At 69.5% G+C, this 12,857-nt stretch carries 8 protein-coding genes and 2 pseudogenes; 1 reads left to right on the top strand and 9 read right to left on the bottom strand.

Annotated features, from left to right (window positions below; genetic code table 11):
* Positions 1-2 precede the first annotated feature (2 nt).
* A complete protein-coding gene (locus tag APT63_10340; GenBank protein AMA45993.1) occupies positions 3-746 on the top strand; it encodes a sulfonate ABC transporter ATP-binding protein in 744 nt (247 codons plus the stop codon).
* An 8-nt stretch (positions 747-754) separates the two neighbouring features.
* Here APT63_10340 and APT63_10345 read toward each other — a convergent pair whose 3' ends face one another.
* The 9 genes and pseudogenes from APT63_10345 to APT63_10385 all read right to left on the bottom strand — a co-directional run bounded on the left by APT63_10345 (position 755) and on the right by APT63_10385 (position 12,414).
* Positions 755-2,134, bottom strand: coding sequence for an MFS transporter (locus APT63_10345; protein ID AMA45994.1), 1,380 nt, complete (start codon positions 2,132-2,134; stop codon positions 755-757).
* Positions 2,131-3,342, bottom strand: coding sequence for an acyl-CoA dehydrogenase (locus tag APT63_10350; GenBank protein AMA45995.1), 1,212 nt, complete (start codon positions 3,340-3,342; stop codon positions 2,131-2,133). The genes APT63_10345 and APT63_10350 overlap by 4 nt, the downstream gene beginning before the upstream one ends.
* Before the next feature lie 18 nt (positions 3,343-3,360).
* Entirely contained in the window at positions 3,361-5,082 is a 1,722-nt protein-coding gene (locus APT63_10355) for an ABC transporter ATP-binding protein (GenBank protein AMA45996.1), read from the bottom strand.
* Positions 5,079-5,942: a peptide ABC transporter permease gene (locus APT63_10360; GenBank protein AMA45997.1), complete on the bottom strand. Its 864-nt coding sequence runs from the start codon at positions 5,940-5,942 to the stop codon at positions 5,079-5,081. The genes APT63_10355 and APT63_10360 overlap by 4 nt, the downstream gene beginning before the upstream one ends.
* Positions 5,939-6,930 (bottom strand): annotated as a pseudogene (locus APT63_10365) (ABC transporter permease). The gene APT63_10360 and the pseudogene APT63_10365 overlap by 4 nt, the downstream one beginning before the upstream one ends.
* Positions 6,927-8,567, bottom strand: a pseudogene (locus APT63_10370) (peptide ABC transporter substrate-binding protein). Before APT63_10370 ends, APT63_10365 begins: the two co-directional pseudogenes overlap by 4 nt.
* A gap of 377 nt (positions 8,568-8,944) precedes the next feature.
* Positions 8,945-9,721: a hypothetical protein gene (locus APT63_10375; GenBank protein ID AMA45998.1), complete on the bottom strand. Its 777-nt coding sequence runs from the start codon at positions 9,719-9,721 to the stop codon at positions 8,945-8,947.
* A 47-nt stretch (positions 9,722-9,768) separates the two neighbouring features.
* Positions 9,769-11,130, bottom strand: coding sequence for a monooxygenase (locus tag APT63_10380; GenBank protein AMA45999.1), 1,362 nt, complete (start codon positions 11,128-11,130; stop codon positions 9,769-9,771).
* 15 nt (positions 11,131-11,145) lie between these two features.
* Positions 11,146-12,414, bottom strand: a complete 1,269-nt coding sequence (locus APT63_10385) for an acyl-CoA dehydrogenase (GenBank protein ID AMA46000.1) — start codon at positions 12,412-12,414, stop codon at positions 11,146-11,148.
* Positions 12,415-12,857 lie beyond the last annotated feature (443 nt).

Here is a 12,857-nt window from a genome sequence, read left to right on the forward strand (position 1 = left end):
CGATGACTGCCCTGCACACCTCCGACATCCCTTCCCTCACGCCCGTGCTCGACCTGCAGGTGCAGCGCAAGCTGTTTGGCGACAGTCCCGTGCTGGGGCCTCTGGAGCTGCGCTTGCAAGCAGGCGAGATCGTCAGCCTGCTGGGACCCAGCGGGTGCGGCAAGAGCACCTTGCTGCGCCTGGTGGCCGGGCTGGACACAGCGTTCACTGGCACCTCGCGTCAACGTACGGCGCAGGTCGGTTTCGTCTTCCAGGAGCCGCGGCTGATGCCTTGGCTGAGCGTGGCGGACAACATCGGATTCAGCGACGGCCGCCGCTTCGATCGCCAGCGGGTCACGCAACTGATCGCGGACGTGGGCCTGGCCGGCTTCGCCGATGCCTTGCCCAAGGCACTGTCTGGCGGTATGGCGCAACGGGTGGCCATTGCCCGTGGACTGTACGAGCGCCCCAGTCTGCTACTGCTGGACGAACCCTTCAGCGCCGTGGATGCCTTCACCCGTTTCGCCCTGCAGGACCTGTTGCTCGACCTGGCGCGCCGCCGAAGGATCGCCCTGCTGGTGGTCACCCACGACATCGACGAGGCGCTGTACCTGAGCGACCGCGTGCTGGTGATCGGCAACCGCCCAGGCACGGTCCGCCGCGAACTGTCGGTACCCCTGGCCTACCCGCGGGACCGGCGCGATGCGCGCCTGGCCGACCTGCGTGGCCAGGCGCTCGAAGCGTTGCAAGCCGCGCACGTCATCTGAATGACACCTCACGCCGGCAATCGACGGAACAGCCAGGCTGAACCTGCGCAGGCCACCGCCCCCATCAGCATGACCCCGGTCACATCGCCCAAGGTCGCGTCGCTGCGACCCTGTAAGGCCGCCAGTGCGCTCAGCAGCAGGCCGGCCAGGCTGACCGACAGGCTCAAGGTCAGCTGCACGGCCATCGCCGACAGGCTGCTGGCCGCGGCCGAGCGCTCGCGGGGGACGTCCCGGTAAGTCGCGGCGCCCAGGGTGGTGAATTGCAGCGAACGCACCAGCCCCGCACCGAACAAGACACCGGCCATCCAGCTCATCGATGTCTGCTCGTCAAAGGTCGCACACAGCGCGATACCCAAGCCGCTGACCAGCGCGTTGCAGGTCAGCACCCGCCGGTAACCGAAGCGCCGTACCACCGGCACGGCGAACGGCTTCATCAGCAAGGCGCCAAGCCCGCCGCTGATCACCAGCCAACCCGCCGCCAACGGGCTCAGGCCCAGGCCTTGTTGCAGCAACAGGACCAACAGAAACGGTTGCGCCGCCGTGCCCAGGCGGAACACGGCGCCCCCGGCCTGGCTGATGCCGAACCCTCGCAAACGGAACAGACGCAGGTCCACCAGCGGATACGGGTGACGCCGGGCATGCCGGCCATAGGCCCAGGCGCACGCCAGCCCCATCAGCACCAGACCGCTCGCCAGCGGCCAGGGCAGTTCGCCCAGGGCCAAAGCCTCGAATCCCACCACCCCGGCGCCCAGGGCAACACCACTGAGCACCAGGCCACGCCCATCCAGCGGCGGCACGGGACGCGCCGGAAAATCAGGCACGTGGCGCAGGATCAGCAGGCAGCCGACCAGGCAGATCGGCAGGTTGATCAGGAAGATCCAATGCCAGGACAGCCAAGTCACCAGCACCCCGCCCAGCAATGGCCCGGCCAGTGGACCGACCAACGCCGGCAGCGCCAGCCAGGACAGCGCGTGCAGCAGCTGCTCGCGCCGCGCCCAGCGCAGGATGATCACCTGGCCCACCGGCGTCATCAGCGCGCCTGCCGCGCCTTGCAGCAGACGTCCCAGGCACAGCTCGAGCAGCGAGTCGGCCAGGGCGCAGGCCGTCGACGCCAGGGTGAACAGCCCCATGGCAGCCATCATCACCCGACGCGGTCGGAAGCGCTCGGCCAGCCAGCCGCTGAGGGGCAGGCACAGGGCCAGGGCCAGCATGTACAGCGACACCACCAGGTTCATGCGCAGGGCCGGCTCGCCAAAGTCAGCGGCCATGCTCGGCAGCGCGGTCATCACGGCGGTGCCGTCGAGCAGTTCCATGAACAGCGCGGTGCCGATGATCGCCGGCACCGTACGGGTCTGGCGGTCGGCGATGCACGCCGACCGTGCCGTCAAAACAGCCCCGACACAGGCGGCGGGGTACCCTTGAGCTGCCAGGCACCGACCACGGCGGCCTTCCAGTGCCGAGGGTTGTGGTTGGCCACGGTGCGTGCGTTGCGCCAATGCCGGTCGAGGTTGTGGGCCCGTCCGGTGGTGGATGCGCCGCCGACGTCGAACAGGGTCTCGGCGGCCTTGAGCGCCAGTTCGGCCACCAGGTATTGGGTCTGCGCCACCGCCAGCGCCGCCTGCTCCACCGCGCGGTCGGGCAACCCGGCGGCCCAGGCCTGATCGAGGCTGTCGGCAGCGTGCAGTACCAGGGCCTCGGCGCCGTAGGCTCGCGCGGCGATGTCGCCGACCGACAGCTCGACATAGGGATCGTCGACCGAGCGTGTGGCACTGCTGTGCTTGATCGGTCGGGCGTGGTCGCGGGCGAAACGGCGGGCGTCATCCAGCGCATTGCGGGCGATGCCGGCCAGGACGGTCCCGAGGAACAACTGCAGGAACGGGGTGACGATGGTGCGCTTGCCGTCCTCCACCGTGCGCGTGCGAAGCTCGCTGGCCTCGACCCGCACGTTGTGCAGGCGGGTCGTGCCGCTGGCCGTGAGCCGCTGGCCCATGGCATCGAAGTCATCGACCAGCTCCAGGCCTTCGCGGTCACGCGGCAGGATGAACGACACCGGCTGGTCCTGCTCGTCCAGCGCGACCGCACTGACCCAGTCGGCGAACAGCGCGCCGGTGCTGTAGAACTTGCTGCCGGTGGCACGGTAATGGTCCCCCTCGCGCACCAGCCGCGCGGCGATTGCGCCGTTGGCACCGCCCAGCTCCCAGCCGGCATTGCCCAGCACCGCGCCTTCCAGGTAACGCCCGAACCAGCGCTGGCGCTCGGCCTCGGCATCGTCGGCGGTGGACGCCAGCAAGCCCTCGACGAAGGCGAACCCTGGACGCAACGCCTGGGCGACGTTGGAATCCACGGCGGCGATCTTCAGCAGCAGCGCGATCACGTCACGCACCTGCCCCTCGGGGCCACCGTGTCGACGCGGAATGCGCGCGGTGTAGACGCCCGCTGCCGCCAGCTGGGCGATGGCGTCGAAGGGCAGCTGGCGCTCGCGCTCGCGCTGGGCGGCACCGGCAGCGATCGCCGGCAGCAAGGCCTCGATGCGCGTCGTCAGCTCGGCCACGTTGCGGGCCGGGGGTTGCAGGGTCAAAGGAGGAACGTATGTCATGGGGGTGTCCTTGTAGGCCTAGATGGCGATTTTCCAGAGGCGGGATTCGTCGAACAGGTGGAAGGCTTCGTCTTCCGGGGCGTAGGCCGGCACGTGCAGCGGCGCACCGGCGCCTGGCAGGCGTGGCACCGCGCCGAGCAGGCGCTGGGTGTAGGCCTGCGCAGGCCGCTCGAACAACTGCTCCACGGGCGCGATTTCCACCACCTGGCCGTGGCGCATCACCAGCACCTCGTCGCTGACGTGGCGAATCACCCCCAGGTCGTGGGAGATGAACAGGTAGGCCAGGCCCAGGGCCTGCTGCAGGTCGGCGAGCAGGTCCAGCACCTGGGCCTGCACCGACACGTCCAGGGCCGAAACCGGTTCGTCGCAGATGATCACCTGCGGCTCACTGGCGATGGCTCGGGCGATGGCCACCCGCTGGCGCTGCCCGCCGGACAGCTGCAGGGGCCGCCGTTGGGCCATCGCCACCGGCAAGCGCACCTGGCCGAGCAGCCGTTCGATCCGTGCGGGGCGTGCGTGAACCTCGACCCCGGCCACGTCCAGGGCATCGTCGAGGATCTGTCCGACACTCCAGCGGGGGTCGAACGAGCCCAAGGGGTCCTGGTAGATGACGCTGATCTCGCGACGCAGCGGCCGTCGCGCGGCCTCGTCGATGGCAGTGCCCGGGCGATTCCAGGGGCGCTGGCGGTACAGCACCTCCCCCTCGTCCGGCGTCAGCAGCCCCAGGGCCAGGCGCGCCACGGTGGTCTTGCCCGAGCCGGATTCACCGACGATACCCAGCGTGCGACCGGCCCGCAGCGTGAAGCCGACACCGCTGACCACCTGACGCTCGACGCCATCGGGTCCTCGGTAGCGCTTGCCCAGGTGGCGCGCCTCGAGCAGCGGCTCGTCGCGCCGGACGTCCTGCCGAGCCACAGGGGCGGACGGCAGCTGCGTCACAGGCCCCGACAAGCGGCTGCCTCGGGGATGTTCGGCTGGCACGGCGGCCAGCAGCGCCTGGGTATAAGGATGACGGGGCGCACGCAGCACGGCCTGCATCGGGCCTTGCTCGACCACCTCGCCATGGCGCAGCACGATCACCTCGTCGGCCAGTTGCGCGACCACTGCCAGGTCATGGCTGATGATCAGCAGCGAAGCGCCGCGCGCCTTGATCTGCTGGAACACCTCCAGAATCTGCGCCTGTACCGTGGCGTCCAGGGCCGTGGTCGGCTCGTCGGCGATCACCAGGGCCGGCGCCATGGCCAGCGCGCTGGCGATCAGCGCACGCTGGCGCAGCCCACCGGACAACTGTCCCGGGCGCTGTCGTGCGCGCAGCGCCGGCTCCGGCACGCCGACCCGCTCGAGCAGCGTCAGCACCTGGGCCGGACGATCGCGGCGGTGGCCATGATCGTGGGTGTCGAGCACCTCGAGAATCTCCTTGCCCACTGGGCGTAACGGGTCGAGCGATACCAGCGCATCCTGCAGCACGAAGCCGATGTCCTTGCCACGCACCCGACGCCACTGCCGCTCGCTCAGCGCCAGCAGGTCATGCTCGCCGAAGCGCAACTGCCGGGCCTGCACCTGGGCCTGAGGACCGGCCAGGCCGACCAGGCTGCGGGCACTGACGCTCTTGCCCGAGCCGGACTCGCCCACCAGGGCGATGCAGCGCCCCGGCGCCAGGCTGAAGGACAACTCGTGGACCACGTGCTGGCCCGCGAAGGCCACGCTCAGGCCCTCGACGGTCAAGGTCTTGTCGCTCATGGGTGACGGCCCTCCAGGCGTTGTTGCAGGTAGCGGCCCGCCACCGTGGTCGACAGGGTCGTCAGCACGATGAACAGGCCAGGGAAGAAGGTCAGCCACCAGGCATTGGCGATGAAGTCACGGCCCATCGACAGCATGGTGCCCCACTCCGGCGCCGGTGGCCGGGCACCCAGGCCGAGGAAGCTCAGGGCCGAGGCCCAGACGATCGCCTGGCCGACGCCCATGGTCAGGGTCACCACCAGCGGCCGCATGGCGTTGGGCAGCAGCTGGCGCAGGATGATGCGCCGGCGGGAATGGCCCAGGGCCTGCGCCGCTTCGATGTAGCCGGCGTTGCGCACGGCGCGCACCTGCCCGCGGACCAGCCGCGCATAGCCCGGTGCGCCGCCCAAGCCGGTGGCGACGATCAGCGGGCCGAGGCCACTGCCGAAGATCGCCACGAACAGCAGCGCCAGGATCAGGCTGGGAAAGGCGAACAGCACCTCCAGCACCCAGCCCACGCTGCGGTCCAGGCGGGCGCCGCCCAGGCCGCCCAGCAGCCCCAGGACGATGGCCAGGCCCATCGCCAGTGCCGTGGCCGCCACGCCGATGAACAGGCTCTGGCGCGTGCCGTGGACGATGCGCGCGAAGATGTCGCGGCCGGACTGATCGGTTCCCAACCAATGCGCCGCGCTGGGGGGCTGGAACGCCTCGCGGGGCACGATCGCCAGCGGGTCGAGGGGTGTGAAGGCTTGCGGCACCAGAGCCGCCAGCAGCAGCGCCGCGAGAAACGCCAGGGCCAGGCTGGCGCCCCAGGGCGGCAAGCGCCAGGTGCGTTGACGGCGTGGCGCCAGCCGGGGTGCATCGAGGGTCAGGTCGGTCATCGTGGCTGCTCCTGTTGACGCGGGTCGATCCAGAGGTAGAGCAGGTCCACCCCGATGTTGGCCAGTACATAGACGGCAGCGACCACCAGGCTGATGCCGATCACCAGCGGCATGTCCTGGGCGATCACCGCCTGGTACAGCTGCCGCCCGATGCCGCGGCGCGAGAAGATCACCTCGCACACCACGGCGCCACTCATCAGCGCGCCGATCGCCCAGCCCGACAGCGAGATCCCCGGGAGCAAGGCATGGCGCAGCGCGTGGCGAAAGCGCACGGCCAGATCGCTGAGGCCGCGGGTGCGCGCGGTCAGCACGAAGGGTTGTTCGAGGGTCAGCTCGAGGGATTCGCGGGTGACCTGGGCGATGAACCCGGCCAGCGGTATGGCCAGGGAGAACGCCGGCAGCACCAGCGCCGTCAGGCTGTCGCTGCCGGCCGGCGGGAACCAGCGCAGGCCGAAGGCGAACACGGCCAGCAGCACGATTCCCAGCCAGAAATGCGGCAGCGCGGCGCTCACGGTCTCGACTAGCGACGCCAGCCCCCGACCAGACGCCCGCGCCCGGCGGTCAGCACGGTGAGCAGCAGTACCAGCACCCAGGCCAGCAGCAGCGAGGCGACCGTCAGCTCGAACGTCGCGCCGCCCTGCTCGGCGAGCACCCGGGTCACGGGCATGTGCTGGGTGTACGAGGCGCCCAGGTCGCCTTGCAGCAGGCGCCCCAGGTAGGCGACGTACTGCACCGCCAAGGGCTTGTCCAACCCGTATTCCTGGCGGGTGGCCTCGAGGGTTTCCGGGGTGGGGTTGCCGCTGGCACCGCCCAGAATCGCCAGCACCGGGTCCCCCGGCATCAGTCGCAGGGCGAAGAAAGTCAGCGTGGCGACCGCCCACAGTACCAGCAGGCCGCCCAGCAGGCGGATGCCGGCACGACGGCCGAGCGCAGCGAGGCGTTCACGGCGCAGCGCGCGCGTGTCCGAGGTCGTGATGAAGGCGGTCATGGCGTCACCCAGGCGTCATAGAGGGAGGTCACCGCCAAGGACGATTCCAGGCGCACGCCATGGGCGGTCCTGTACACGCCCAGGCGTGTGCTTTGCGGGTAGGTCACCAGCTGCAGGTACTGCGCGGCGGCCTGCTGTTGCGCACGCAGGTAGCGTGCGCGGCGTTGCTGCGGGTCCTGGGTGGCCAGGGCACTGTCCATCAGGGCATCGAACCCGGCGTCGGAATAGCCCGCGGTGTTCTGGTGATAGCCGCCCACGCCAGCGGGCTGGATGAACGCCGAGCCGAAGATGATGCGCAACACGTCCGGGGTGTTGGTGTTTCAGTAGCCGAGGCGGATGTCGTAGTCCCAGGCGGCCTGGCGTGCGGTGGTCTGGGTGTCGCTCATCTGCTCCAGGACCAGGTCGAACCCGACCTGGCGCGTGGTCGCCTGCACCTGCTCCCAGAGGGTCTGCTCGGACGGCGGCGTACGGGTGCCGATCAACACGGTGACCTGGAGGCGTTTGCCGTGTTTGGTTCGATAGCCCTGCGCATCGCGCCCGGTCCAGCCGGCCTGATCGAGCAGCTGGGCCGCACGGGCTGGGTCGTAGTCCTGGACGTGCTCGAAGTCCGGGCTGTAGAACGGCGTGGCCGCGCTCAGCGGACCGCCGGCCCGTGGGAATTCACCGAAGTACACACTCTTGAGCGCGCCCTCGACGTCGGCGCTGCGCACGAAGGCTTCGCGCACCCGGACATCGTCGAACGGCGCGCGACGGATGTTGAAGGTGCCATTGGTGGGGTTGCCGGGGCGCTGGGCGATGATCAGCTCGACGTCCGGGTTGCGCCGCGCTGCTTCGTGGGACTCGGGCGGCAGTGCCTCGATCACGTCGACCTCGCCGGCCTGCAGCGAGGCGAAACGCACCGACGGCTCCTGAATGAAGGTCCAGGTGATGCCGTCGAGGTAGGCCGGGCCTTGATGCCGGGCGGTGGGCGGCGCCCAGTCGTAGTCGGGATTGCGGGCCAGCAGCACCCGGCTCTGGCGCTCCCAGCGCACCACCTTGAACGGGCCGCTGCCGACCGGCGACTCGCAGTTCGCTTCACGGCTGCGCACCAGCGCGGTGGGCGACTGCATGCCCAGAAAGCCCTGCGCCAGCACTTCCAGGAACGCGGCATAGGGCGTCGCCAGCTCGACCACGGCCGTGTACTCGTCGATGACCTGGGTACCGCGGTACTGGCGGATGTAACCGCCTGCGGTGCTGGACTGGGTCTTGGGGTCGGTGATGTGGTCGAGGTTGGCCTTGAGCGCTGCCGCGTTGAACGGTGTGCCGTCGGTGAAGCGCACGTCGTGGCGCAGGTGAAAGGTATAGCGCAGGCCGTCGGCCGACACGTCCCAGCGCGTGGCCAGCCAGGGGCCGATGTGACCGTCGGCGTCCATGGACACCAGTGAGTCGAGGTACTGCTGGGCGAGGAAGACTTGCGGCATGTCGCCGGCTACGTGGGGATCGAGGCAGGTGGGCTCGCGATCGGTGGCATAGACCAGCGTGCCGCCATGGACCGGCTGGTCGCTCTGGACCCGGGTCGGTTCGGCGCGTTCGCAACCGCCCGTGGCCAGGGCGGCGATGGCGAGCCAGGGGATGAGAGGATGGGTCGTGACGTTCAAGGTCGCTCCTGCAGATGACGATGCGCGATGGCGTTGGGGGGACGACTGCAGGAGTTGTGCCGGGTTCGAATCGCCCGTGTTTGCTGGGCTTGCCGGGGGTGTGCAGGCGGCGTGTGATCGATCGGGCGGGCAAAGTGTCCGGGGGCTGTTGCTGGACGGACAGTACGAACCGACGTGCGCGATTGGCGTCCGGTCCGGCGCCGCCTGCATCGCGGGCAAGCCCGCTCCCACAGGTCCGTGGCAGTCTGTCTCACCGCGATGACCGCTCCCACAGGTCCGTGGCAGCCTGTCTCACCGCGATGAGGCAGGGCATTGCGATCCGTGTGGGAGCGGGCTTGCCCGCGATGGCGTCCGGTCCGTCACCGCCGGCTTCGAGGTCAAGCCCGCAACGGACCGTCCACGACCCTGCCCCCCTTCAGGATCACGGTGCGGTCGCTCAACGGTCCCAGCGCATCCAGCGTGTGGGCGATGCACAGGCAGGCCAGGGCGCGTTCCCGCGTGAGCGTGGCAAGCAGCGCCAGCAGGCGCGCCTGGACGGTGCCCTCGAGGTTCGAGCCGGTGGTGTCAGCCACCAGCACGCGCGGCCTGAGCGCCAGGGTGCGGGCGATGACCAGACGCTGTCGCTGCTCACTGGACAGCTCCAGCGGACGACGGTCGAGCACGGCTGCGGGCAACTGCACCCGCTCGAGCAAGGCGATACCTTCGGGGCGGCGCAGCTGACGTGGCACCCCGGCCTGGGCCAAGGCCTGGCCGAGCACCCGCCAGACACTATGACGCAGGTCGAAGCAGGCCGAAGGCGCAAGCAGAACGGCTTGAATCCCCTGCGGGCGCTGGCTGTGTGGCCAGCTCGAGGCAGCCAGCCAATCGTGACCGTCGAGCCAGACCTGACCCTGGTCGGCCGACGCCAGCCCGGCCAGGATCTGGCCCAGGACGCCCACACTGCCCTCGCCGACCACGCCCACAGTCTGCCCTGCGTCGAGCTGGAAGGCGACGTCATCGAGCACGGTGCGCCACCGGCCCTGCGGTCCGAGGAGTGTCTTGCCCAACCCGTGGACCTCGAGCAGCGGTCTCGCCGGCGAGGCGTGAGGGGCCGGCTTCACGGTGCAGGATTGGGCAGGCGCCGATGCGCGGCCTGCACCGTTGCAGTGGGGCATAGGCGGTCATGCATGGCGGGCAGTTCCTTGGGTCGAATGAACATCGGTCAGCGCGCCACGCGGGCGGCAATGGGCGTGGTCGGGAGGCTGTACTGGTTGACGGCCTTGGGCAGGCCCAGGTGCTCGCGCAGGGTGCTGCCCTGGTACTCGCGCCGGAACAGCCCACGGCGCTGCAGGATCGGCACGACATGGTCGACGAACACCTCCACCCCGGACGGAAACAGGTCGGGCATGATGTTGAAGCCATCGCCCGCGCCGGCAAGGAACCACTCGACCAGGGTGTCGGCCACCTGCTCGGGCGTGCCGACCATCAGACGATGACCGACCAGGATGCGCCGCGACAGCTGGCGGATGCTCAGGTTTTCCCGCCGGGCAAGGTTCAGCTGGGCTTCGAGAAAGCCCTGCGACCCCCGCTCGAACGCTGCCACTTCGCCAATCCGTGCCCAGGGCAGTGGCGCGTCCGGGTCCAGTTCGCTGGCGTCGATGCCGATGCGCCCGGCCACCTGCTGCAGCAGTCCGTGCTCGCCATGCCAGGCATTGAGCTGGTCAAAACGGGCGTGGGCCTCGGCCTCGGTGCTGCCGATCACGGTGGACAACCCGGGCATGACCTTCAAGTGTGCAGGGTTGCGCCCCCAGGCCTGTGCACGGGCCTTCATCTCGCGGTAGAAGGCCTGACCGTCGGCCAGGGTAGTCTGGGTGGTGAAGATCGCATCGGCATAGCGCGACCCGAGCGCCTTGCCACCTTCGGAGGAACCGGCCTGGACCAGCACCGGCCGCCCCTGGGGCGAACGGGGCAGATTCAGCGGGCCCTTGACCGTGAAGTGCTGGCCGTGAAAGTCCAGGGTATGGACCTTGGCCGGATCGGCGTAGCGCCCGCCGATCCGGTCACCGACCAGGGCGTCCTCCTCCCAGCTGTCCCACAGCTTGAACGTGACGTCGATGAACTCGTCGGCGCGTGCATAGCGGTCGACATGCAGCGGTGCACCGGCCAGGCCGAAGTTCTGCGCCGCGGCGTCGGCGGCGTTGGTGACCGCGTTCCAGGCGGCGCGGCCACGGCTGATGTGGTCCAGCGAAGCGATGCGCCGGGCCAGGTTGAAGGGCTCGTTGTAGGTGGTCGAGGCGGTGGCGATCACCCCGATGCGCGAGGTCGCCGCCGCGATCGCGGTGAGCAGTACGGTCGGCTCCAGGCGTGCGCTCGGGTGCTGGGCCACGTCACCGGCGAGCGCCGGGGTGTCGGCCAGGAAGATCGCGTCCAGGCAACCGCGCTCCGAGGTGCGGGCGATGTCGCGGTAGTAGTCGATGTCGGCACAGGCATCGACCGGTGCTTCGCCTTGACGCCAGGCGGCGGCATGGGCGCCGAAGCCGAGGATGTTCATGCCCAGGCTCATCTGTTGAGGGGTGGTGCTCATGTGCGTGCTCTCCGTTCAGACTGCGCTGGCTTCATCGTTCGCGCGCTGCCCGGGCGCCACGTCGAGTTGACGGGCGCGCCAGGCGGCGGCCGGGCTGATGCCGTTGAGGTAGTAATCGCCCAGCGCCTGTTCGCGGTAGATCGCCGGGTTGTGCGAGGCCAGGGTGCGGGCATTGCGCCAGTGACGGTCGAAGCGCCGCTGGTTGCTGGTGGCCGAAGCGCCGCCCACCTCGAACAGCAACGTAGTGGCTTCCAGCACCTGGGCCAGGACGATCTGCTGGGCTTGATACACCTGCACCTCGGCCTCGGTGTAATGCTGCTCGGTGACGGCGCCCGCCTGCACGGCCTCGGCCACCGTCTGCAAGGCTTTGCCAATGGCACTGACCTGTGCCTCGGCCGCGAAGGCCAGGCTCGACAAGCGACCGATCACCCGCTGCACCAGCGGATCGTCGGCCGGACGTGACTGACCCGGCACGCCAAAGGCGCGGGTACGTCCCTGGACGAAGGCGACGGCATCGGCCAGGACGGCCCGGGCGATGCCGGCCAGCGTGGCCAGGTGGACCGCCTGGTAGAAGGCGCTGAGGTAGGATTCGGCGCGCAGCTCACCTTTGGCGAAGCGCCGCAGCACCTGATGGGCCGGGATTTCCACGGCGGCGAAACGGGTGGTGCCGCTGCCGGTCAGGCGCTGGCCGAAGCCGTCCCAGTCGTCGAGGACCTGCACACCGGGCGCCGAGGTCGGCACCACCACGCTGACGAAGTCCTCGCCTTCGCTGGCGATCGCGGCGATCCAGTCCGCATAGAGGGTACCGGTGCAGTAGAACTTCTCGCCGTCGAGCCGGTAGGCCGCCGATTCGTCTGCAGGGGACACGCGCGTAAGCGTCACGCTGTTACCGGTGCTGTCGGTACGCTCGGCCATGGCCGCGCCCCATAGCTCGCCGGCGGCCACCTTGGGCAGCCACAGCGCCTGGGAGGCCGGGTCGCGAGCGGACAAACGCCCTTCGACGAAGCCCAGGTGCGCCCGAACGATCTGCGGCAAATTCGAGTCCGCCTCGCCCAGGCGCACCAGCTGGCGCAACAGCTGAGGCAGGCTCACCCCCAGGCCGCCCTGCTCACGCGGCACACGCAGCGCGCCGAAACCGGCGTCACGCAGCCAGGCCACCGGTTCGAAGGCCAATTCGCGCTGCTGCTCGCGAGTGACGGCCCCCGCACGGATGCGTGCGAACACTGGTGCGAAATGGGCGTCGAGCGCCGCATCGGTCATGGGAGGTTGAAAAGGTAGGGTCATGCGAACTCCTGGCGAGGGAATGACTGGGCGGTGGGTCGTGTCGACCATGGGGTCTCCGCGAGGCGGATTGCAGACACGCCAGCCTCCACGGACACGTCGCTCCGGCTCGATGGCCATAAGGTCAAGAGGTGATTGCAGAAGTCGTGCCAGCGCTAAGACCCCGTATTCATGGGGCCCTGGCGCCCTGCGGCACGTGACGGCGCAGGACAAACTGTCCGAGGGCTGTTGGGTCAGCAACAGTGAGTGTCGAGCGTGCAGGGCCCTCGCCTTCAGTCATGGGCTTATAACCGCGACTGTCCGGCACGCGACACCCAACCGACAGTGCCTGCAACGGTGTGGCCACCTGGCACGCCGCCTCCGAGGGTCCTTGCGCACTCCAGTTCCCTCCTCGACCCCATGCACGCTGGCGCACACGGCGCTAGCCCAGGCCTGGCATGGAACCT

The sequence above is a fragment of the Pseudomonas monteilii genome (assembly GCA_001534745.1).
Lineage (GTDB): Bacteria > Pseudomonadota > Gammaproteobacteria > Pseudomonadales > Pseudomonadaceae > Aquipseudomonas > Aquipseudomonas alabamensis.

What these genes read in the sequence shown, in the direction of transcription:
- APT63_10380 (AMA45999.1), bottom strand. Translation starts at nt 11,130, where the DNA reads ATGAGCACCACCCCTCAACAGATGAGCCTGGGCATGAACATCCTCGGC.
- APT63_10340 (AMA45993.1), top strand. Translation starts at nt 3, where the DNA reads ATGACTGCCCTGCACACCTCCGACATCCCTTCCCTCACGCCCGTGCTC.
- APT63_10350 (AMA45995.1), bottom strand. Translation starts at nt 3,342, where the DNA reads ATGACATACGTTCCTCCTTTGACCCTGCAACCCCCGGCCCGCAACGTG.
- APT63_10355 (AMA45996.1), bottom strand. Translation starts at nt 5,082, where the DNA reads ATGAGCGACAAGACCTTGACCGTCGAGGGCCTGAGCGTGGCCTTCGCG.
- APT63_10375 (AMA45998.1), bottom strand. Translation starts at nt 9,721, where the DNA reads ATGCCCCACTGCAACGGTGCAGGCCGCGCATCGGCGCCTGCCCAATCC.
- APT63_10385 (AMA46000.1), bottom strand. Translation starts at nt 12,414, where the DNA reads ATGACCCTACCTTTTCAACCTCCCATGACCGATGCGGCGCTCGACGCC.
- APT63_10360 (AMA45997.1), bottom strand. Translation starts at nt 5,942, where the DNA reads ATGACCGACCTGACCCTCGATGCACCCCGGCTGGCGCCACGCCGTCAA.